At 60.4% G+C, this 22,939-nt stretch carries 14 protein-coding genes; 8 read left to right on the top strand and 6 right to left on the bottom strand.

The window, feature by feature from the left end; genetic code table 11:
* Nucleotides 1–7: 7 nt before the first annotated feature.
* Nucleotides 8–2,569, bottom strand: coding sequence for a hypothetical protein (locus AD666_RS01645; protein WP_156315904.1), 2,562 nt, complete (start codon nt 2,567–2,569; stop codon nt 8–10).
* A 171-nt stretch (nt 2,570–2,740) separates the two neighbouring features.
* Here AD666_RS01645 and AD666_RS01635 point away from each other — a divergent pair, with 171 nt between their 5' ends.
* Nucleotides 2,741–3,031, top strand: coding sequence for a hypothetical protein (locus AD666_RS01635; RefSeq protein ID WP_053146903.1), 291 nt, complete (start codon nt 2,741–2,743; stop codon nt 3,029–3,031).
* Nucleotides 3,032–3,561: 530 nt separating this feature from the next.
* Nucleotides 3,562–4,092: an RICIN domain-containing protein gene (locus AD666_RS01630; protein ID WP_082339635.1), complete on the top strand. Its 531-nt coding sequence runs from the start codon at nt 3,562–3,564 to the stop codon at nt 4,090–4,092.
* A gap of 126 nt (nt 4,093–4,218) precedes the next feature.
* Here AD666_RS01630 and AD666_RS01625 read toward each other — a convergent pair whose 3' ends face one another.
* Entirely contained in the window at nt 4,219–4,632 is a 414-nt protein-coding gene (locus AD666_RS01625) for a hypothetical protein (RefSeq protein ID WP_053146899.1), read from the bottom strand.
* 453 nt (nt 4,633–5,085) lie between these two features.
* Between AD666_RS01625 and AD666_RS01620 the strand changes: the two genes are divergently transcribed.
* A complete protein-coding gene (locus AD666_RS01620) occupies nt 5,086–5,439 on the top strand; it encodes a DUF6124 family protein (protein WP_053146897.1) in 354 nt (117 codons plus the stop codon).
* Between the two features lie 184 nt (nt 5,440–5,623).
* Here AD666_RS01620 and AD666_RS01615 read toward each other — a convergent pair whose 3' ends face one another.
* Nucleotides 5,624–5,983 carry a PilZ domain-containing protein gene (locus AD666_RS01615; protein WP_053146895.1) on the bottom strand — a complete coding sequence of 120 codons (360 nt, stop codon included), beginning with the start codon at nt 5,981–5,983 and terminating at the stop codon, nt 5,624–5,626.
* 291 nt (nt 5,984–6,274) lie between these two features.
* Complete coding sequence (locus tag AD666_RS01610; RefSeq protein WP_053146894.1) at nt 6,275–6,649, bottom strand: tol-pal system YbgF family protein; 375 nt, start codon at nt 6,647–6,649, stop codon at nt 6,275–6,277.
* A 187-nt stretch (nt 6,650–6,836) separates the two neighbouring features.
* Here AD666_RS01610 and pyk point away from each other — a divergent pair, with 187 nt between their 5' ends.
* A complete protein-coding gene (gene pyk, locus AD666_RS01605; protein WP_053146892.1) occupies nt 6,837–8,288 on the top strand; it encodes a pyruvate kinase in 1,452 nt (483 codons plus the stop codon).
* Between the two features lie 210 nt (nt 8,289–8,498).
* Here the strand turns inward: pyk and AD666_RS01600 are convergent, their stop codons facing one another.
* Together AD666_RS01600 and AD666_RS01595 are read right to left on the bottom strand one after the other, a co-directional pair.
* Nucleotides 8,499–9,434 carry an iron-sulfur-binding ferredoxin reductase gene (locus tag AD666_RS01600; RefSeq protein ID WP_053146890.1) on the bottom strand — a complete coding sequence of 312 codons (936 nt, stop codon included), beginning with the start codon at nt 9,432–9,434 and terminating at the stop codon, nt 8,499–8,501.
* Nucleotides 9,427–10,533, bottom strand: a complete 1,107-nt coding sequence (locus AD666_RS01595) for a diguanylate cyclase (RefSeq protein WP_053146887.1) — start codon at nt 10,531–10,533, stop codon at nt 9,427–9,429. The genes AD666_RS01600 and AD666_RS01595 overlap by 8 nt, the downstream gene beginning before the upstream one ends.
* Before the next feature lie 446 nt (nt 10,534–10,979).
* Here AD666_RS01595 and AD666_RS01590 point away from each other — a divergent pair, with 446 nt between their 5' ends.
* The 4 genes from AD666_RS01590 to AD666_RS01575 all read left to right on the top strand — a co-directional run bounded on the left by AD666_RS01590 (nt 10,980) and on the right by AD666_RS01575 (nt 22,853).
* Nucleotides 10,980–12,503 (top strand): fumarate hydratase, encoded by a 1,524-nt coding sequence (locus AD666_RS01590; RefSeq protein ID WP_053146885.1) that lies wholly within the window; start codon nt 10,980–10,982, stop codon nt 12,501–12,503.
* A 194-nt stretch (nt 12,504–12,697) separates the two neighbouring features.
* Nucleotides 12,698–17,152 carry a SpvB/TcaC N-terminal domain-containing protein gene (locus AD666_RS01585; RefSeq protein WP_053146883.1) on the top strand — a complete coding sequence of 1,485 codons (4,455 nt, stop codon included), beginning with the start codon at nt 12,698–12,700 and terminating at the stop codon, nt 17,150–17,152.
* A 3-nt stretch (nt 17,153–17,155) separates the two neighbouring features.
* On the top strand, nt 17,156–19,996 hold the full coding sequence (locus AD666_RS01580) for an RHS repeat-associated core domain-containing protein (protein WP_053146881.1): 2,841 nt from the start codon (nt 17,156–17,158) through the stop codon (nt 19,994–19,996).
* Nucleotides 19,997–20,123: 127 nt separating this feature from the next.
* On the top strand, nt 20,124–22,853 hold the full coding sequence (locus tag AD666_RS01575) for an RHS repeat-associated core domain-containing protein (RefSeq protein WP_053146879.1): 2,730 nt from the start codon (nt 20,124–20,126) through the stop codon (nt 22,851–22,853).
* Nucleotides 22,854–22,939 lie beyond the last annotated feature (86 nt).

Below are 22,939 nucleotides of genomic sequence, written 5' to 3'. Positions count from 1 at the left end.
CTCCGCTTTAAGGATTGGAGACGGCACGAGCCGTGGGGCTTTCCTCTACCTGGGCCACTTCAAAACGCGGGCTGTCGCCCCACCCCGTCCCACTCTGCCGCGCCCTCGCCCAGTGCGAACCGGGGGCCAACGGCTCTTCGGGCGAGCCCGTCCAGGCGCCGCCGCTCACCGGACGGTCCCGTGCGATCAACTGCCGGGCATCGAACCAGTGGGACACGTCCACGCCTTTGCCAGCCTCGCCGGTGCCTTCGAAACGCACCTGGCCTGCAAACCAGCGACCGGCCTCGGGGGTCGTGAACGTCGGTGCCGGAGACAGCAACAACACCTCGTGAGCAGCGCTCCAGCCGGAGCGATAGCCTTCGCATTCCTGTTGCACCATCAATGAATGGCTACCGGCCGGGCGGGTGATATCCAGGGGGATCGACCAGGTGCGATTCGCTTGTACCTGCGCCCGGCCCAACAGCGTGTCGGGCGCGTCGCTCCAGGCCACCTCCACCCAATCGCCGACATAACCATGGCCGGAGATCGTGGCCGTCGCGCCAAGGTGTTGTTGCAGCGCCGGCGACTCGATGAGCGGAATGGCCGGCACGGCGGTGAATTCGTGATCGGGACCGAAATCGGAGTACTTGCCCTGGAAGACCTGTCTGGCCCGCACCGTGTAGTCGCCCACCGGCAAGTGGGTTTCATAGGACCAGTAGCCATCGACGCCCCTGGCCCGCACCGTGGCCAGCGGCTCGTCCGCGCCGTCGAGCCACAACTCGACCGTCGCCGTGTCCACCCCGGACGCTTTGCGGGCATAGCCGTCGATGATCGAGACGCGGGCCATGACATCGCCCGGCTGGGGATACTCGATGGTGGGCGGGAACAGGATGACCTTGAAGCTGACCGGTTCGCTTTTCTCGGAAGGAAACTGGCCATACTGCTGGATGGCGTAAACCTTGTGATCGCCAAATAAAAGGTCTTCCCGAATGGGCACCGACCATTCGTTTTCCGTGACCGGGGCTTCGTCGAGCAGCTTTTCCGTCACGAATTCATGCACCCGCATCGTCGCCCCAGGAATGCCACCGGTGCCCCGGATGATGGGGTTGTGATCCACATCTTCATTGATGGGTGAAGTGATGACCGGTTTCAACACGACGATATCGAACGGCTGGGGCACCTCGTCGGAAGTCTGGCCGCCGAAGGACTGTTTCACCCTGGCGGTATACGCGCCCGGCATGAACGGTTCTGCTCGGGTGAACGTCCAGGTGGTGCCGCTCATCACCGCGTCATAAGGCGAATCCGGGTCGCCGTCGAACCACAGCTGCACCTGTCCACCGTCCAGACAGGTGCCGGAAAAGTGCGGCGTCAAGCCGTCGTGACGGAATTCCACCGTGGGCACCGGGGCGCGGATGACGAAGGATCGGGGTTGGGTGGGTTCGGACGGGATGTCGTCGAACAGTTGTCGAGCCTCGACGGAATAACTTCCTGGGTTCCAGGCGTCGGTCGCGACGGTTGACCAGGTGTTGTTGCTGACAGTGGCAAGGGGCGCGGCAGGCGTCGACTCCCCGACCCGCCGCACCTCGATCCGCGCGGCCGGCTGGCCCGTCCAACTGTGGCCGGTGCCGGAGAATGCCGGTTTACGGTCGGGGCCGACGTCCACCGTAAGGGTGGGAATCGGGACAGGGATGGTGACGGTGAAATTGTCGCTGCGATCAGAGTAAATCCAGCCGCCACCATCGGCTACGCCTTGCTGGGCATTCATCTGAAGCGCTGGTCCAGGCGGTTGATCGGGCCAGTCGACGGACCACGAACGGTCTGCCTTCACATCGGTAGCAACCTGAAGGGCGCCATTGGCGATAAAAATCTCCACCCGGGTACCGTTTTCATAACCGGTCCCCGAAAACCTCACTACGCCGGGGCTGGGGTAGGTCACTTGGATACTGGTCAGTTTCGGCGGTTTGATCTTGAAGGCTCGGGCGATGCTGCGTTGCGAGGTGACGCCTCGATAGGTCTGCTCGGCCACCAACGAAGTGGGGCCTGCCGTTGGCATACGAATCGCAGCGCTCCAGGCTCCCCCTGCCCCAACCGTCCCTCCACCCACGCGGGTCTCATTCCAGTCAAGTCGGACATCGACGGTAGCCCCCTCCATCCCACCGGTTCCCTGTAGCGTGAAGCTCATGTCTTGGGAGGACGAAGCTGAAGGCGAGGTAATAGTCAGTTTGTCCAGAACGATAAAAGAGCGGTGCTCCTGGGCATACTTAACGGGGCCGCTCCCCACTCGATAGGCAACCTGGGCGGTGTGACGTCCACTGGTCAATGGCTTACCCTGGGCCTCCCAGGTTTTATCCGTTCTTACCGTGACAGTTTCGGACAGTTCGCGCCCCACGAGAGGAACGACCGTCCATACCTGCACGCCAGGAGCGCCGTCTCCTTTGAATACCAGCTGGTCGGCGCGCACGACGGACTCCGCCGTGGGTATCCTGAGCGTCATCGGAACCACCTTGACGGTGACCTGGTTCGAATCGGCCCCCGTCGCGCCTCTCCACTGGATGGCGAAGAACGTCAACGTGCTCGATCCGCTCGGCATGTCAAACTCTGTTTTCCAGTTGCCATTACTCTCGATCGTGGCAAGCCCCAGGGAGGAGTAGTTCCTGACGTCATAAACTATAAGGGTGCCAAGGCCGGACATCCCGCCCGTCCCCGTGACAGTAAGAGAAGTATCTGGAATATCATTCGACTGATTTGTAATGTAGGGAGCATGTGGCCGATAAAAGACAGTGACGTCGCCTGTCATATTGGGATCGTCGTCATTTTTCCTGTCGTAAATAAAATTGAAATGTATAAAAGCGCCTTTAATATCACCCTCTACGGAACGGGTGTGAATAAAAGAATGCCATTGACCATCTTGAATGGCACCATCATTCAAAAGTTGATCCCATCCCGTATCGCCTTTGGAAACAAGTTTCAGCTTGATGTTCCCCTCATTACGACCATTACTTTGCGCTCGGTATCGCAATGTCTTCACGCTGAGGGACCTTCCGTCGGTTGACCAGGTATATTCCACTTCAAGGTCTGCCCACTCGCTATGACCTGACTCAGTCGCTCTTATTGTGAGGTTTGCACGGTTCTCACTGACTTCACCGCCATCGCCGACGGCAGTGATGCCTTCGTCCTTCGTGCCTGACGAGCCCGCGAATAGGCTGTCTTCGACGTCACCCTCACTGCCCATGACTTTTCCTCATCTGGAAAGACGTTTCGGCTGGCAACATCGCCAGGTGTATTCATGAGAAGTAAATGATGACACGACGCTCTCTGGCACCTGTTAGTTATGACAGTGCCGACAGGCGGCAATGCCGAGACGAACAATGACGGCCTAGACGACAAGAACGACAGGCTTGTCTCATCCATTCCATTTCGATGCCTGAAGCATTGCTCACGATCGAAACTGATCTAAGAACCTGTCATCCCTGACAGTAGACGGCTCTGTAAGCGCTGTGCACCCTATCCATCAACTTGCGGGTTTCCGGGGCCTTGACGTCAATACAACGCCGCCGCCCCTAATAGTTGGGAGAAATTACCATGCAAAATGAACCGACACTTGATAATCCCCAAGCCTCTGGCCAGACAACTGATGGCGCCCCCCGCGTGATCGTGAGCGTTCCAAACGCCGTCTATAAGATACATAGCGGCCTGAGTAACTCCATGATTGTCGATATGTCCCTGACTGAAAGCAGCGCCTACACCCACAATGTCAAGCTGTACAGCAACAACAGCGCCGCCGAATCCACCTGGAAATTCTATTCCATACAAATAACACGCGACTTGTCCGTTTACTTGATCACAAACGGACATAACAACCTGTCCCTGGGAATGTCTACTTATTACGATGATGATGGAAATGCAATTGCCTCGACCAACAACTGGCGAAGTAGTCAACTCTGGCTTCTGCATGACGCGGGAAATGGTTATGTTTATTTAGAGAATCAATGGAACTACGGCATGCTGGATGTAAGAGGCGGCGGCACATCGAACAACACCAATATCATCGTTTATCCTTATGGGGGGTCAGCCAACCAGAAATTCAAACTGGCGTATGTAAAAGATCTTTGACCGGTACCACACTTATGACAGCTGACATTACGGTACTCGATACGGGAGTTCACAGGTGCAAGCGCTTGCTGGCGATGACAAAATCAAATACATCGCCGGCAAGCTATGCGTAACGCTGCCTACTGCTCATTCGGTAGCATCGACTTCGCTGGGGGGCGTTGTGGCAGCAGATGGATGGGACACTGTCTTCATTCCCGTCATATTTATTTCAGGTCTCGGCCATTGCTGGTCATACACCCAGTTGAAATGTATATCTGCAGTTTTGCCATTTCCCTCGACAACGACGTCAGCCTCAAACGTATGCCACTTACCATCTTGAACACCATTTTTCGTAAGCTCTTTCCAACCCGTATTTCCTTTTGATACGAGGCCCAACTTTATATTACCCTTCGAGCGCTTATTATCGTATGCTGTATAACTGATTGTAGACACCATAAACCTGCCATTATCCAACCAAAAATACTCTAACTTTAACTCTGCCTCCACCCCGTCTTTTTTTGCCGTAACTGTAATCTGGGTACCCCTTTCATTACTGTCCATAATCACCTCGGTATCTCAAATAGAATCCGATTAGCAACACTGGTCGCAGGAATCCAGTAAATGACAGAAATTTCTTTCCGCACACCTGTCGACTTTGACAGTGCCGACAAATGGCCGAAATGTAAGGCCATAACCAACTGACTACACCGCCTTGCGCAACGGACTACAGATCCGCCAGAATCCGCCGGCTTGTGCGCCTTGGCCTTGCCCCGTAACTTGATTCGCGTCGCTGATAATCAGCGGTCGGGTTTAGTCGCCCGGGGTATGTCATCAAGGTGCATTGCGCTTCCATCAGTCAGGTTCCCCTATCCCTGTGCTCGATGGTGGCTGTGCGCAGGGCGCTTCGGCGCGCCGGTTTTTGGTGACACTTCCCCGGTCGACTAACCTGCGTACAGCCGCCACCCATCGTTTAGTCGCGAAGAGGTGAAGGCTCCAATTAAGGGAGTATCACCAATGATCAAACCCACACCCAATCCCCCAAAAACCAACCCGCTCTCCAAACCCCTCGACGCCAGAAAACTCGACAAAGCCGCCAAAAAAGCCCTGGACCACTACCTCAAGCCCGACACGCCAGCCAAGCCCGAAAGGCACCTGGATTACTTCATCGTCGCGCCCGATGCCGACCCCGAAGGGTTGCTGGTGCACAGCTACGAAACCTTCTGCTCGGTGAGCACATTGCTGCTGGATTTGTCGGAAGATCTGGAAGGCGCCCCGCGCAATATGGCGCTGGCGATTCACCAGATGGGTGAGATGGGGGTGTTGTTGCTGGAGCGGTTGCTGGATAGCGAAGGGAAGGTTCAGCGCTAAAGACGAGTCGACGGCCATCGCTCAGATACAAAGGCTGTAAAGCCTTTGTGGGAGCGGGCTTGCTCGCGAAAGCGGTGGGTCAGTTGGCCCCCATGTTGGATAAGAGGCTCCTTCGCGAGCAAGCCCGCTCCCACAGAGCAATGTTCCATAGGACTGTGGCCGATCTGATCAGGAACCGGCGCGTTCAGGCGGATTCCGGCAACGAATGAAAACTGAAATATTGCCGCAGTGCGCTCACCAGTTGCGCGTATTCCGGCGGCGCCGCTTCCAGGCTGAAGCCAGCGTCGAAGTGCTGTGGCGTCACGTCTTCGTGGCACCACAGACAGGTGGCCTTCAGCTCGATATCCATTTGCGGGCCTTCATCGGCGGGGATTTTCAAATGCAGGTCGAAGTCAGCACCGACCATCAACGGCAACGTGCTGATCAACATCAGGCCATCGGCCGATACGTTGCCCAGATAGCCAATAAGCCTGTCGTTGACGCCATTGAACACTTTCAAGAAGCACGGCAGGTCCTGCCGCTCGATCCGACGCTTTTTGTACATGTCCTGTATCGCTTTTTCCGGGCTCCCAACAGGGAGCCCACACAGTATTTCGGAACGAGCCCAAGCCAGCCCGCTCTCCCCGATCCCGGTGCCAGACGCTTCCAAGCTTCTTGGCCCTACTTCTGCCGGTCACAGGTGACGCCTCGTCATTAGAGACTCAGCCCTAACCACGACTTGTACAAATATAGCTGACGATTCAGGTATGGCTAGCGGGTAAAAGATCTTTCACCTGAAGAAAAAACACGCTGACGGATGGTCGATGGCTCCCGTGACCACCCTTTTGACGAACGGTCAGAAAGCCGTCGGACGGCCTGCCGAAGCGCTGCGAGTCGGGTAATGGCCCAGGCTCTGCAGGGTTTCCAGGCGGGCGCGGGCGCGGAAGGCGTATTCACTGGTGGGGTATTGCGTAAGGATGAACTGGTAGGTTTGCGCGGCATCGATGAACAACTTCTGGCGTTCCAGGCACTGCCCGCGCAGCATCGACACTTCCGGCTGCATGTAGCGGCGGGCGCGGCTGGCGCGGTCGACTTGGGACAGTTCAAGCATCACCTGCTCGCAATTGCCACGGTCATAAGCCTTGTAGGCCAGGTTCATGTGATGGTTCATCGACCAACGGGTGCAGCCCGTGATGCTCAGGGCCAGGGCAATAAAAAGCACGAATCGCATGGGGAGGGTCTCCTGTCTTGAGTGCTGTATCGGCCTGGGTGGAGAAATCTGTAGGCGCACAAGTAAGCGTGAAAATCTTCGGGAATGTTCATTTCGAAAAAGAAACGAATAAGTAGTGCATATGAACAATGACTACACCCAAAGACCATAGTAGCCTTCGCTGGCGCTTGAACTTGAGGAGTCTTGCATGTCCGTCCGTCGCACCAAAATCGTTGCTACCCTAGGCCCGGCCAGTCACTCGCCGGAAGTTCTCGAACAGCTGATTCTGGCTGGCCTGGACGTTGCCCGCCTGAACTTTTCCCATGGCACGCCCGAAGAACACAAGGCTCGCGCCAGGCTGGTACGCGACCTCGCGGCCAAGCACGGCCGTTTCGTGGCCCTGTTGGGCGATCTGCAAGGCCCGAAGATCCGTATCGCCAAATTCGCCAACAAGCGCATCGAACTGAAGATTGGTGACAAGTTCACCTTCTCCACCAGCCATCCGCTGACCGAAGGCAACCAGCAGGTGGTGGGGATCGACTACCCGGACCTGGTCAAGGACTGCGGCGTGGGCGACGAGCTGTTGCTGGACGATGGCCGCGTGGTGATGCGTGTCGAAACCGCCAGCGCCACTGAACTGAACTGTGTCGTGACCATTGGCGGCCCGCTGTCGGACCACAAGGGTATCAACCGTCGCGGTGGTGGCCTGACGGCACCGGCCCTGACCGACAAAGACAAGGCCGATATCAAGCTGGCTGCCGAGATGGAAGTCGACTACCTCGCGGTGTCCTTCCCCCGTGACGCCGCCGACATGGAATACGCCCGTCAATTGCGCGACGAAGCCGGCGGTACCGCCTGGCTGGTGGCCAAGATCGAACGCGCCGAAGCCGTGGCCGACGACGAAACCCTGGACGGCCTGATCAAGGCGTCCGATGCCGTGATGGTGGCCCGTGGCGACCTGGGCGTGGAAATCGGCGATGCCGAGCTGGTGGGTATCCAGAAGAAGATCATCCTGCACGCACGCCGCCATAACAAAGCGGTGATCGTCGCGACCCAGATGATGGAGTCGATGATCCAGAACCCCATGCCGACCCGCGCCGAAGTGTCCGACGTAGCCAACGCCGTACTCGACTACACCGACGCGGTGATGCTCTCGGCCGAAAGCGCCGCCGGCCTCTACCCGCTCGAAGCGGTGCAGGCCATGGCACGCATTTGCATCGGCGCTGAAAAGCACCCGACCAGCAAGACCTCCAGCCACCGCATCGGCAAAACCTTCGAGCGCTGCGACGAGAGCATCGCGCTGGCGACGATGTACACCGCCAACCACTTCCCCGGTGTTAAGGCGATCATCGCCCTGACCGAAAGTGGCTACACGCCGCTGATCATGTCGCGCATCCGTTCCTCGGTACCGATCTACGCGTTCTCCCCCCACCGTGAAACCCAGGCCCGTGCGGCGCTGTTCCGCGGCGTCTACACCGTGCCATTCGACCCGGCCGCCCTGCAACCGGGCGAAGTCAGCCAGGCGGCGGTGGATGAACTGGTCAAGCGCGGCGTGGTGCAGACCGGCGACTGGGTCATCCTGACCAAGGGCGACAGCTACCACACCATTGGCGGCACCAACGGGATGAAGATCCTGCACGTGGGCGACCCGATGGTCTGAGTGACCGGTTGTTGAAATACAAAAAGCCCTGCCATGTGGATGGTGGGGCTTTTTTGTTTCTGCTGCTTCACGGTGGGTGCCTGTTCGGGCCTCTTCGCGGGCAAGCCCGCTCCCACAGCGGGTTGAGGTGTTCGTTAAGCTTGGGTTCGACACAAAATTTTGTGGGAGCGGGCTTGCCCGCGAAGAGGCCCGAACGGCCACCACACAAACTCAACCCCGGCTAAGAAACACATCCGCCAACAGTTGGTTACGCGGCAACCCCGCCAGATACAAACGCTTGGCAAAAGCCTCGACCCGCTCGGGATGGCCGCAGGCCAGGGCCAGGGTCTGCCGGGACGCCAGTCGCAGTTTCGCCAGCGCCGACGGCGCTTGAGCCGAGGTCAGTAACTCGACGGTGAGATTCCGGTGCTTGGCCGCCAGCGCCGCCAAGGGCTTGTCCAGGTAATGCCCGGCCGCGTCATGAGCCACATGAACGAGATGAATCGCCCCTTGATGCTGCTGACGCAGCGCTTCGCGCAGGATGCCGAACAACGGTCCCAGCCCGGTACCAGCGGCCAGCAGCCAGAGCGGTCGGTCGCGCCAGTCGGGGTCGTAATGCAAGGCGCCGCCACGCAGCTCGCCCAGCCGAATGGGGTCGCCCGCTCCCAGGGACCGCGCGGCATCGACGAACTGACCGGCCTGGCGACAATCCAGGTGAAACTCCAGGAACCGGTCCTCCTCGGGCAAGCTCGCCAGGGAATACGGCCGAGCGATCTCGCCCAGCCACAGCACCATGTGCTGGCCGGCCCGGTAACGCAGTGCCCGTTCCGGGGTGATGCGCAAACGCAATATGTTGGGCCCCAGCCAGTCCGCCGCCGCCACTCGGGCCGCCTGGCCGTCGCGCTGCGGGTCGAACGTGTGGATCCGTACATCCTCGACCACCTGGCATTGGCAAGCCAGACGCCAGCCCTGGTCACGCTGCGTCGGGCTCAGGGCATCGGGCCGGCTGTCGCGCACATCGCCGGCCACGCATTGCACCAGGCACGCATGGCAACTGCCGGCACGGCAACTGTAGGGCACCGCTACGCCGGACTGATTCAACGCGTCCAGCAGGTTGCTGCCCACCGCCACCGTAAAATGCCGGTCGGCGACTGTCACTTCAGGCATCGACATTCTCCCAGGCCGCCGCGCATCGGTTACGCCCGTCGCGCTTGGCACGGTACAAGGCCTGATCGGCACGCTGCAAGGCGCCGTCCAGGTCGTCGTCGATTTCCAGCAGGGTCATGCCCACCGACAGGCTGAGCGATCCTAGTCGCAAGCCGGCCAGCTCAACCTCGCTGAACGCCCGTCGCAGTCGTTCGCAACAGGCAGTCAGGCGCGCGGGATCGCAGTCAGGCAGCAGCATCACGAACTCTTCGCCGCCATAACGGGCCAGCACATCCCCTTCACGCAGGCAGGCCGTGGCGACGCCGGCAAACGCCTGGAGCACCTGATCGCCGGCGGCATGGCCGTGCAGATCGTTGATGCGCTTGAAATGATCGAGGTCGATCAAGGCCAGGCCATGGGCGACGCCGGGCTTGAGGGCATTGAGTTCCCGGGTCGCGAGGCGAAGGAAGTGCCGGCGGTTGAACAGCCCGGTCAGCTCATCGGTGGCCACCAGGTCTTCGAGCTGGCGCATCATGCCGCGCAGGGTGTCCTGGTGCGCCTGGAGGGCGAACCGTCGCTGACGCATGCGTTGGCGTGAGGTCTGGACATAACGGGCATAGAACACCAGCCACACCAACACAATAAACAGCACGCACACCTGCAAGCCGGCCAGCGTCGGGTCGGACAGCCGAAAGAAGTAGGCATCCCAGAGGGTTATACCGGTGAAGCTGATGAACACCAGCGCCGCGCACCGCACGAAAGCCCGCCGGGACAGGTGAAACAGCCCGAACAGCAGAATCAGCATATAGAACACCAGGAACACGCCTCGGGCCTGTTCCAGGTGCATCATCATCCAGGTCTGCCAGCCCAGGCCGATCAGGACTTGTATTTCGGTGAGGCTGGGATCGGCGAAACGCAGGTTGCGATCCGTGATGAACAGCACGAAGAGCGCCCCCTGGCACAGCACCACCAACGCGCTGCCGACGATGACGTTACGCAACGAATCGAGGTAATGACCACTTAGATATGCCAGCCACAACAACACCAGTGCCAGCGCGTAGGTCGCAGCCGCCAGGGCGAAGCGTTTGAGCAGGAGACGTTGAATGGCGTTATGGGTCAATCGTTGACTCACCGTTGGAAATGAAACTGAAAAATCAGTCCTACACTGCAGGCCAGACGCCACTTTAGTGGCGTGTTCGACAAATGACCATTCAATTCTGGAGCAGAAAAATGGCGTCAAAGCAATGGCCAACATTGCCGCAGAAGCAAAGCTCTGTGGGAGCAAGGCTTGCCCGCGATTCAGGCGCCTCGGTCCCAAGGATCGCATCCGCTTCATCGCGGGCAAGCCTTGCTCCCACAGTGGTTTGCTCCTGCCCAGCCTTGCTTCCTCCCGGCTTTGCTCCGACAAAAGCTGATCCTTTCCAGCCCGCCTGCGATATACTGCCGCGCCTTTTCAGCGTCGCGCCAGCATGCCCGGCGTGTCTTAAAAGGTGTCGCTCGTCGACCGATGCACCCAAGCGAGCTGCACCTTATTGAAGGTTCCCGTTTTAGAGAGGAGCGCGACTCATGACCGTGATCAAGCAAGACGACCTGATTCAGAGCGTTGCCGACGCCCTGCAGTTCATTTCCTATTACCACCCCGTGGATTTCATCCAGGCGATGCATGAGGCCTACCTGCGCGAAGAATCGCCAGCGGCCCGTGACTCCATGGCCCAGATCCTGATCAACTCGCGCATGTGCGCCACCGGCCACCGGCCGATCTGCCAGGACACCGGCATCGTGACCGTGTTCGTGCGCGTGGGCATGGACGTGCGCTGGGATGGCGCGACCATGAGCCTGGACGACATGATCAACGAGGGCGTGCGTCGCGCCTACAACCTGCCGGAGAACGTCCTGCGCGCGTCGATCCTCGCCGACCCGGCAGGTGCGCGTAAAAACACCAAGGACAACACCCCGGCAGTCATCCACTACTCCATCGTCCCGGGCAACACCGTGGAAGTGGACGTGGCGGCCAAGGGCGGCGGTTCCGAGAACAAGTCGAAGATGGCGATGCTCAACCCGTCCGACTCCATCGTCGACTGGGTACTCAAGACCGTTCCGACCATGGGCGCTGGCTGGTGCCCACCGGGCATGCTCGGCATCGGCATTGGCGGTACCGCCGAGAAAGCGGCCGTCATGGCGAAAGAAGTGTTGATGGAGTCCATCGACATTCATGAGCTCAAGGCCCGCGGCCCACAGAACCGTATCGAAGAGATGCGCCTGGAGCTGTTCGAGAAGGTCAACCAACTGGGCATCGGCGCCCAGGGCCTGGGCGGCCTGACTACCGTGCTCGACGTGAAGATCATGGATTACCCGACCCACGCCGCTTCGTTGCCGGTGTGCATGATCCCCAACTGCGCCGCCACCCGCCACGCCCACTTCGTGCTGGATGGCAGCGGCCCGGCATCGCTGGAAGCGCCGCCCCTGGACGCCTACCCGGAAATCGTCTGGGAAGCCGGCCCATCGGCCCGCCGCGTGAACCTCGACACCCTGACCCCGGAAGAGGTCCAGAGCTGGAAACCGGGTGAAACCGTACTGCTCAACGGCAAGATGCTCACCGGCCGCGACGCGGCGCACAAGCGCATGGTAGAGATGCTGAACAAGGGCGAAACCCTGCCGGTGGACCTCAAGGGCCGCTTTATCTACTACGTCGGCCCGGTCGATCCGGTCGGTGACGAAGTGGTCGGCCCGGCCGGCCCGACCACCGCAACGCGGATGGACAAGTTCACCCGCCAGATCCTGGAGCAGACCGGTCTGTTGGGCATGATCGGCAAGTCCGAGCGCGGCCCGACCGCCATCGAAGCGATCAAGGACAACAAGGCGGTGTACCTGATGGCCGTGGGTGGTGCTGCCTACCTGGTGGCCCAGGCGATCCGTAAATCCAAGGTCCTGGCGTTCGCCGAACTGGGCATGGAAGCGATCTACGAATTCGAGGTCAAGGACATGCCGGTGACCGTTGCGGTCGACAGCAAAGGCGAGTCGGTGCACATCACCGGCCCGGCGATCTGGCAGAAGAAGATCAGCGAAAACCTGGCGGTAGAAGTGCAGTAACAGCATTTTGAATCGCAAGAAAGGCCGGTGGGCGACAAACCCACCGGCCTTTTTCATGTCCGCTGCCGGCACCTACCACTTATCGGCCTCTCTGCGCACCTGTCGGATCTGACAGGTTACCCATCGGCTATCTCTTGGCATCCTCATGTTTTTGCCGGGCATTGCCCTGGCGTTGCCTAACGAGATGATCCCCGATGGCAGAGCACACACCCCTCCAGATTGTGACCCCCACCATCGCCAATAGCGCGTCCATTGCCACGATTGGCCACCGGATCGGCCCGGTCGGCACCCGAGGGGCCGCCTCCTTCGAATTGCCCCTGCCTCTGTCCAGCGCTCGCCACCTGACACCGGCGCTGGCGCTGCACTACGACAGCCAGAGTGGCAATGGCGCCTTCGGCATCGGCATGCGGTTGTCCGTCGCCAGCATCACCCGCCGCACCAGCGATGGCGTGCCCCGCTACGACAATGAGGATGTGATGATCGATGCCGACGGGGTGGAGCGTTGGCCGGAGCTGAACGAGGACGTGCCGGTCATTCACGCCTTGCCAGGATCAGGCAACGTTACCTGCTCGGTGGTGCGCTATTACCCCAGGGTCGAAAGCGCGTTCGATGTGTATGAACTCTGGACGCCCAGCGACGGGCGAGCGCCGTTCTGGCGCGTCCAGGGCAGCAACGGTCATGTGTATTGCTACGGCTACAGCGAAGCGTCGCGTATCGCCGAACCCAAGTCCGATGCCGACCCCGAACGCTCCATACGCATCGCTGAATGGTTGTTGCTGGAAGAAGTCAGCCCCTTGGGCGAACACATCTATTACGAATACGCGGCCGATCCCGGCCCGTTCGACGGTCCTCACGAGTATCGTTCCCAGCGCTACCTGCGCCGGGTGTGTTATGGCAACGCCACGGCCAGCGAGACCCTGTACTGTTTCGAAGACGAAGACCCGGCCAACCGGAACTGGCATTTCCATCTGCTGTTCGACTACGGTCAACGCACCCTCGATCTCGCGCAAAAACCTTCCTGGCAAGCGTCCGCAGACGCGCCCTGGCCGATGCGCAGCGACCCCCTCCATACGTACCGGTATGGCTTCGAAGTCGGTACGCGGCGCTTGTGTCATCAGGTGCTGATGTTCCATCAGTTCCCCGCCGAAGCCGGCAACGAACCCGCCCTGGTACAGCGGCTCTTGCTGGAATACACCGCCACCGCGCTGGGCTACAGCCTGCTGACCGCAGCCCACTACCAGGCCTGGGATGCCGAGGACCGAGTCCAATACCGCCCTCCCGTCGAGCTGCAATACAGCGGTTTTGAACCCAATCTCAGCCCCGCTCCCTTCTTCGAACTCGAAACCATGCCCGCCCTCGAAGACGGCCGGCGCTATCAATGTGTCGACCTCTACGGTGAAGGGGTGCCGGGCTTTCTGTGTCGCTACACCGACGGCTGGTATTACCGCGAACCCGAGCGCGGCGCCGACGGTGACGAGATCGCCTACGGCCCGTGGTCGCTGCTGGAGAGCCTGCCGGTCGCCACCGACAATCCGGCGGTGATGCAAGTGCTGACCGACCTGACCGGCAGCGGTCGCCTCAACTGGATCATCAGCCAGCCCGGCATGAGTGGCTTCTACACCCTCAACCCGGATCGCAGTTGGTCAGGCTTCACGAGCTTCGAACAGTACCCGACGGAGTTCCTGCACCCGGCCGCGCAACTGGGCGACCTGACTGGCGACGGCTCGCGCTCCCTGGCCATGATCGGCCCCAGAAGCGTCCGGTTGTACGCCAATCTCCGCGAGCAGGGTTTCGCCCCCGGCGTCGATGTGCCCCATGAACCGGACAGCGACTTGCCCTTGTTCAACGGCTTGCGCAGTGAGCTGGTGTTGTTCGGCAACCTGCTGGGCAGCGACAGTACCGAGCTGTACCGCATTCGCTTCGATGAAATCAGATGTTGGCCGAACCTCGGCCATGGCCGTTTTGGCGAGGGTTTCGTCATGAGCGCCCTGCCCTTCAGCTATGGCCAGTTCGATGCCGACCGGGTGCGGATTGCCGACCTGGATGGGTCCGGGGCGCCCGCGCTGATCTACCTCAACAGCGACTGTTTTGACATCTACCTCAACCGCGGCGGCAATGGCCTTGAGCAAACCCCTGTCCGGGTGCCCTGGCCCACGGGCGTGCGGTACGACAATGTGTGCCAGGTCACCCTGGCCGACCTGCAAGGCCTGGGCTGTGCCAGCCTGATCCTGAGCACGCCGCACATGACGCCCGAGATGGAAAAACCCAGGCACTGGCGCTATGACTTCGTCGCGGTGCGGCCCTATCTGCTCAACGGCACGAACAACAACATGGGCTGTAGCACCGCCCTGGCGTACCGAAGCAGTGCGCAATTCTGGCTGGATGAAAAGCAGCAGCGGGTGGCGAAAGAGGAAAAGCCGACCTGCTACCTGCCTCTGGCCTTGCCACTGTTGGCACGGCAACAGCAACTGGATGAAATCACCGGCAATTGTCTGACCCAATGCTTCACCTACTTCGAAGGCAACTATGACGGCTATCACCGCGAATTCCGGGGGTTCGGCCGCTTGTACCAAGTGGACAGCGAGGTGCCCGACGGCGAGACACCTGGCGGTTTCACCGCGCCGTTGCTGGTCAAGACCTGGTTCCACACCGGCCGCGCCGTCGATCAACCGCTAAAGGACTGTTTCGAAGGCGACACCGACGCGGTGCCGTTGGGCCCGACGCTGCTGACCCGCTTCCACGAAAGCGACGAAGCCAACGAAATCATTACCCCCGACCCGGACACCGCACGGGACATGGCCTACGCCCTGGGCGGCCGCGTATTACGCAGTGAAACCCACCCCGCCGAACCGGCCGATACGCCCAAGCCCTACACGGTGACGCAACAACGCTATCTGCTGCGCCATCCCCATGCCCATCACAAAAGTCTGTTGGTGCTGGCGCTGGAAACCCTCAGCCACCAATACGACGGTTTTACCGACGACCCGCAAACCGAACACGGCATCAACCTGAAATGGAACCGCTTCGGCCAGCTTACCCACAGTTTTGCCGTTCACTATGCCCGGCGTCTTACCGAGCTCAATACGCCGCCCTTCGACGATGAAGTCGAAAACGGCTGGTGGCGCGATGCCCATGACGATCAGCAACAGGTGTTCCACATCATCGAGAAACGGGACGAGTACCTGCATCTGATCGACAATACGGGGCTGCGCCAGCGCCTGGGCCTGCCATGGCGTTCCAGGGCCAACGGGCTGCAACGCCCCAAAGGCGAATTGCCACAAGGGCTCACCCCCCGACAGGTCAACTATGAGACTTTCCTCGAACATCAGGACTCCCAGCAATGGTTGGCGGCCCGACAGTTGATCGCGCTTCAGGAGCAGAACTATCTGCTGGACGAACACGACGACATCGCCTTCCAGGCCCTGCGCGGCCCGCTGGAAGTGGCTGAATTCGATGAACAGGCGCTTGACGCCTACGATGCCGTGCCGCCCCCCTTCGACATTCGCGAACAACTGGAGACCATTGGCTTCAAGCCCATGAAGCTGTTCCTGCCGGATGACCCGGAGGAAGACGAAGCCGAAAATCTCTGGTCGAAAAAAGTCGGATTTGCCACCTATCTGCCCCTTTCGGGGTTCTTCCAGCTAAGCGCACTGCAAGAAACCCAGAGCCATGGTGAAACAACCGTCGGGTACGACCCCTATCACTTCATGACCACCACCGTAACCCTGCCGGATGGCTGCACCACTCGGCTCGACTACGACTATCACTGGCTGCTGCCACGGCAGATCATCGACGCCAACGACAATCCCCAACAGGCGGCGTACGGTCCGGGCGGCGTTCCGTTGGGCGTCACCTTTCATGGTACTGAAAACGGCGTCCCCGCCGGCTTCGATGACATCGCCACGTATCGGCCGCCCGAAGACCTGACACCCGGCCACGCCATCGAGCATCCGCAGGAAACCCTGGGCAGAATCGCCAGCGCGGTACGCACCGACACGCTCAGCTGGATGGGCGCCATCGATGTCACGCTGGTGCTCTCCACCCAGCGCGCCGAGTGGATCGGCGCACGCTACGTGCTGCCCGACGGCCACGTCCGCGCTTCGGCCCGCGCTCGCCTGGCAAGCCTGGGCCAGCGTTCTGTCGCCGAGGAATTGCTGTGGATGCTGATACAGGCCACGGCCCGGGAGCCTGTCCACAGTGTCGTACTGAGCGCCGATCGTTACCCGGACGATCCGCTGCAACAGATCCGCATCGCCCTCAGCGCCGTCGATGGATTCGGTCGTCCTCTGCAAACCAAGCAGCGGGTCGAAGCCGGGCAAGCCTATGCCGTGGCCGAGGACGGCTCGCTGGTGCTGGAGGACGGCAAGCCGCTCCAGCATCACGCTGAACAGCGCTGGCGGGTGAGCGAACGGGTCGAGTACGACAACAAGGGGTTGGTCACGCGGGTCTATCGGCCTTATTTCGCCGATGCCTGGCGCTACATCAACGACACCTCGCTGCGGGTGCACGGCTATCACGACCAGCAGTTCTACGACCCGCCGGGACGCTTGATCAAGGTCATCAATGCCAAGGGGCACGAGGCCTGGCATGTCCACCATCCCTGGTACCAATGCGACTTCGATTACAACGATACGGATCCAGGGGCCTGACAGGTGAGCAGGCAGGCCCATGCAAACACACCGCGCCTGGCGGTGTTCGACGGGCGTGGCGGGCCGGTCCGGCGCGTGGATTACCTGCGCGGCTCCACCGGTGGCGAGATAGAACGGCTGGTCACGGCCCAGGCGTTCGACGTGGCCGGCCGCATCATCTTCCAGTGGGACCCTCGGCTGCACGGCACGGAAACGGCCAATCTGTACAGTGTCTACAGCTTGTCGGGAACACCGCTGCTCACCGAGAACGTCGACGGCGGAATGCGCCGGGAGCTCTTCGGCGTAGCCGGGCAGCGCCTACAGGGTTGGGATGGCCGCGGCAGCGAGCAGCGAATCGACTACGACAACCGGTTACGTCCCCTGGTCATCCGTGAACGAAGCCAGGACCAGGCATGGGCCACCGTCGAATACCTGCACTACGGCGAAAACACCAGCGACCGCGCCCGGCACAATCAACGCGGCCGGTTGGTGGCGCACTACGACACAGCCGGACGGTTGACGACAGATGACTATTCAATGGCCGGAGCGCCGTTGCAGCAGTCCAGACACTTTCCCGATACGCTGGCACCGCCGGATTGGCCCGTCGATGAGGCCGAACGCGACACCCTGCTCGAGCGCACTGGCTACGACACGCGCTGGCATTACAGCGCAATGGCGCAGATGCTCGGTCAGACGGATGCCGGAGGTCACTTGCAACACGTGGACCTGGACATTGCCGGCCAACTCAAGGCCTGCCGCCTGCAATGGACAGGCAGCCCGACCTCGCAGGTCATCGTCGAGCAGATGCAGTACAACGCCGACGGCAGCCTCCAGGGGTACACCGCCGGTAACGGCGTCATGATCTCCTACAGCCGCGACCCGGCCGATGGCCGACTGTGCGAATGCAAAGCCGTGAAAGGCGACGACATTCACCAGCATTTCAGCTATCGATACGATCGAGTGGGCAACCTGACGTCCCTGACCGATCACACCCATGTCACCCGCTACCATGCCAACCTGCGTATCGACGGCGAGCGTCGGTTTACCCATGACAGCCTGTATCGCCTGGAAAGCGCCACGGGCCTGGAAGTTCGCGACGCCGGTACCCAACCCCAACTGCCGGGGCTGATCCCACCGGCGGACCTTTCGCTGCGCACGCCTTATACCCAGCATTATCACTATGACCGGGGCGGTAATCTGCACACCTTGGTCCACAGCAGCGCGACACCGGGCCAGGGCCATACGCTGCACCTGACGATGGACCCGACGAGCAATCGCTGCATCCAGTGGCGCAAGGGAGATGCCGCGCCTGGCGACGATCTGGGTTTCGATGCCGCCGGCAATCTGCTGACACTGCCGGGGTCGGGGAAGCAACTGAATTGGAACCTGCGTAACCAGTTGCACAGCGTAACGCAGGTGCATCGCCAGGACACCGATGACGATGTGGAACAATACGTCTACGACGCCCAGGGCATCCGCACGCGCAAATGCCAGCGTACCCGGGCGGCTTCCGTCAGCCATGTACGTGACGTGCGCTATTTGCCCGGCCTGGAAATCCGCACCCTGGACGACAGCGAAACGCTGCACGTCTGCACACTGCAAGGTCTGGGTTTCAATGTACGCGGCCTTTACTGGAAAAAAGGCCGGCCGGATGAAATCGAACAGGGTCAGTTGCGCTACAGCCTGGATGATCACTTGGGTTCCCTGGTGAAGGAACTGGACCAGGACGCAAGGCTCATCAGCCATGAAGGTTATTACCCTTTCGGCGGCACCGCGTGGTGGGCCGCCGACTCCGAGCGACAGGCCAGCTACAAGACCGTCCGTTATTCCGGGAAGGAGCGCGACACGCATGGCCTTTACTACTATGGACTGCGCTATTACGCACCATGGACGATGCGCTGGATCAACCCGGACCCGGCGGGGCCGGCGGACGGTTTGAACCTCTATGCGATGGTGGCAAACAACCCGATGCGCTTCTCCGACCTCCTGGGCCTGAACAAAAGCAACAAGACGCTGGCCGAAGGCAATGGGCTCACGGCCCTGATGAGCGACCGCACACGTCTCATCCTGCAGGGCGGCGCGAACCCGCTGCCGGCCATTTCCGGTTCGCCCGCAAAAGTGAAGAAAATGCGGGAAATGCACTTCAGCGGCAATCCGGAAGCCGAGCTGTTTCTCAAGAAGAACCGGGACGAGAACCTGGTCGCTCACGCAGGCTTCGAAATACCGGGCGCAACACCTGAAGAAACCATCCGTCTCACCGACTTCTTCAACATTCCGCTACCCGCCCAGTTGACGGTCGAGCGCCATGGCGTCGTGGAGTACCGACCCGCCGATCAAGGCCTGGAAAAAGACAATCCCGTCTCGGGCGGTATCTTCAAGTTCGGCGACATCGACCGTTACGAAGGTTTCCTGAAAGAGAAACTCATCGCCATGTACCAGGACACGCAACGCCCCATCAAGGTCTACAAAGGCACAAACGCCGAACCGATCAATCTGGCCGGCCTGGAATACGAAGTGCCCACGCTGCAGCCCCTTCTCCAGAAACGGCTCAAGGCGCACATCGTCGCCGGTGATCACTATTTGCCCAAGTCCGCCGGCCTTCCGGGGATGCATGCCGAGAGTGCCGGCGGGCACGTTGCGCTGGCGTTTCAGAAAGCCATGACGGGTGAAACCGATCCGTCGCAAATTCTCGTGGTGACGCAAAAGCTCAAGGGTGCCAGGGACGCGTCGGCCTTTCCCGCCTGCTTCAACTGCGCCAACATCCTGATGGAATCCCAGGATGGCTCCGCGCCCTTCAATGTGTTGACCGCCAGGGTGAACATGACTCATCGGCAGTGGAACAGCGCGGTCCAGTCCTACCTTTGACTGCACTGCACGTCTTCGAGCCTGTCAGACCTGACAGGTTCGGCGCTGTCTTTTCACCGGTATATTGCCTTCTCAGTATCCGACCTCGATTAAGGATCGAAGCGACACCCCTGGAGGTCTTCGACCCATGAGTACCGTCCATTACCGTACTCCAAACGTCGTCGCCATCGATGGCCGAGGCCTGCCGGTACGCCAAAATGTTTATCTACGCAGCCAGGTCGCAACCCCCGCCACGGCACTGATATCCCGCCAACGCTATGACACCGCCGGCCATCTGATCGAGCAATGGGACCCGCGTCTTTTCAGCCAGGCGCCCAAACCCAACCAGGCCGCTCTCTTTACACTCAGTAGCAGTTCGTTGCGCTACGACAGCGTCGATGCCGGTTGGCGCCTGGTATTGCCGGGCCTGGCGGGTGAGATCCGGCAGCGCTGGGATGAGCGTGGCAGTCACTGGCGAATGACCTACGATGAGCAACTGCGTCCGGTGGCTGTGGAGGAAAACGGCCAGGCCGGGATCGATACGTTCCTCTACGCCGACGCCACGGCGGACGTCGGTCATAACCTGCGCGGACAGTTGCTCCAGCAGACCGACCCTTCGGGCAGCTTGCGCCCGGACAGCTACGGCCTGCTGCGCCTGCCGTTGTGCGAAACGCGCACCTTCGAGGATGGCCAGGCCTTCACCAGCCGATACCTCTACGGTCCGCTGGGAACCATTCTGGAGCGGACAGACGCTGGTCTGCATTGGCAACAGTTGCGCTACGACCAGACCGGGCAACTGACGCAGGCCCGGTTGCAGATCAATGGGCAGACCCAATGGCTATCGGTTCTGGAAAGCGCCCGGTACAACGCCGCCGGGCAGATTATCGAACAACGGCTCGGTAATGGCCTGGTCAGCCACTGGGTCTATGACCCGGCCAATGCCGGCTTGCAGCGTCAATGGACGCAGAGCGACCAGACTGTCGTACAGGATTACGAATACGAATATGACCTTGTGGGTAACATGACCCGCATTCTCGATCATGCCTTCACGCCCCGTTATTTCGCCAACCAGCGGGTCGATGGGCATCGCGGTTTCAGCTACGACTCGTTGTATCGTCTGCTCAGCGCCAGCGGTTATGACGATAGCCCGCCCTCGGACATTCCCGCCCTCCCACAGCCGAGCGATCCCAACGACCGGCGCAACTACCTTCAAACCTATGAATATGATCACGGCGGCAATCTGATCAAGCTCATCCACACACGCGACGGAGCCTGCCACACCCGCCAGATGTACATCGACCCGCACAGCAACCGAGGTACGCGCTGGACACCGGGTGATCCGACCCCGTCATTCGACGAGTTGTACGACCGTCACGGTAACCTGCAGGCACTGCAACCTGGCCGTGACCTCAAGTGGAACGCCCGTGACCAACTGGCATCGGTGACATTGGTCAAGCGTGACGTCGCCCCCGATGACGAAGAGCATTACCACTACAGCCAGGGCCAGCGGGTTTATAAACGCCACGACGCCTACACCGCGACTACCCGCCATTTCCACGCGGTACATTACCTGCCTGGCCTGGAAATCCGCACCCGCGACTGCGGCGAACAATTACACGTCATTCTTCTCGCCGCCGGCCCCGTCAGCATACGTTGCCTGCACTGGGTTACCGGCAAGCCGGAGGGGATTGCCGCCAACCTGCTGCGCTACAGCCTGCCGGATCATCTGGGCTCGAGCGTAATGGAGCTCGACCAACAAGCCCGGTTGATCAGTCACGAAGGTTATTACCCGTACGGGGCCACGGCATGGATGACCGCGCGATCGGTCCTGGAGGTCGGGTACAAGACTGTGCGTTACTCGGGCCGTGAGATGGATGTCAGTGGCTTGTATACCTACAGCGAGCGTTACTACGCACCGTGGTTGCAGCGTTGGATCGGAGCCGATCCAGCAGGGGACGTGGATGGGTTGAACCTGTACGGGTTCGTGGGGAATAACCCGTTGCGCTATGTCGACAGCGGGACGAACAGGACCGAGTGGCGGATCATGAACTATTCGGACTTCATTTCCGAACTCGGGACGGAGTCTGCGACGGCGCTGGCGCAGATCGATAACATCATTCACAAGACGAACATCGCAAACGAGCTGCTGAAAAATCTGGTAGGTGAAACCATTGGCGCCATGGTCGGTTTTGCGGGTGGCTACATGGGCGCGGAGGCGTTCGGCTCGGTGGCGCCACGACTCAATGAAATTCCTTATCTGGGAGGCCTCGCCGGTGGAAACATAGGCGCCGACATGGCCAGCGCGACGGCCGATGCCAGCCTGCCGACCGCTCGCCTGCTTCGGCCGCTCATTCCACAGACATCGGCCATGTCGATCAAGGCGATCGACAGCAGGCTGGGGCTCGCCTGGGACACCTCCATGAGCACCTCGGTCCAGGCGTTTTCGAGTTCTTTCCTGAATCGAGTCGTAGGCTCGGTGGTCCCAGGCATCAACCTGTTGAACCTGGGCTCCCGGGCGCAGGAAGCCGAAGACATCAAGACGGGGCTGACGCCCGTAAAGATCCAGAAGATCGATGCAATGCTCGCCGAATGGAAAAGCACCGTGCAGCAGCGTTGGGCCGAGACTGATGCCACCTTCAAAGCCCTGGGCAAATCCACTATTTATCCAGGTGACGTGCTGCCCAACGTCAACTACATGACGACACCGCAAACCCTGGCACCGATCCACCGATCGGTTTTGCACAGAAAAACCGTGGTCACGCTGGACTACATCGATCGAGCGCAGAAAGGCATGACCTGGTACAAAAAGGTGAGCACCACGGACCATCGGTTCCTGATGAAGCAATCCCAACTCATGTCGAACGCCGCGCGAAGATGACCCAATGACCGGCTCGCGCCTTTACGAACCGGTCGCCCTGTCAGACATGACAGGTTCGGTGCCGTTTTCCGGCTGCTATATTGCCC

Source organism: Pseudomonas sp. Pf153 (assembly GCF_001269775.1).
GTDB lineage: Bacteria > Pseudomonadota > Gammaproteobacteria > Pseudomonadales > Pseudomonadaceae > Aquipseudomonas > Aquipseudomonas uvaldensis.
This window is presented reverse-complemented; position numbering and strand designations above follow the sequence as displayed.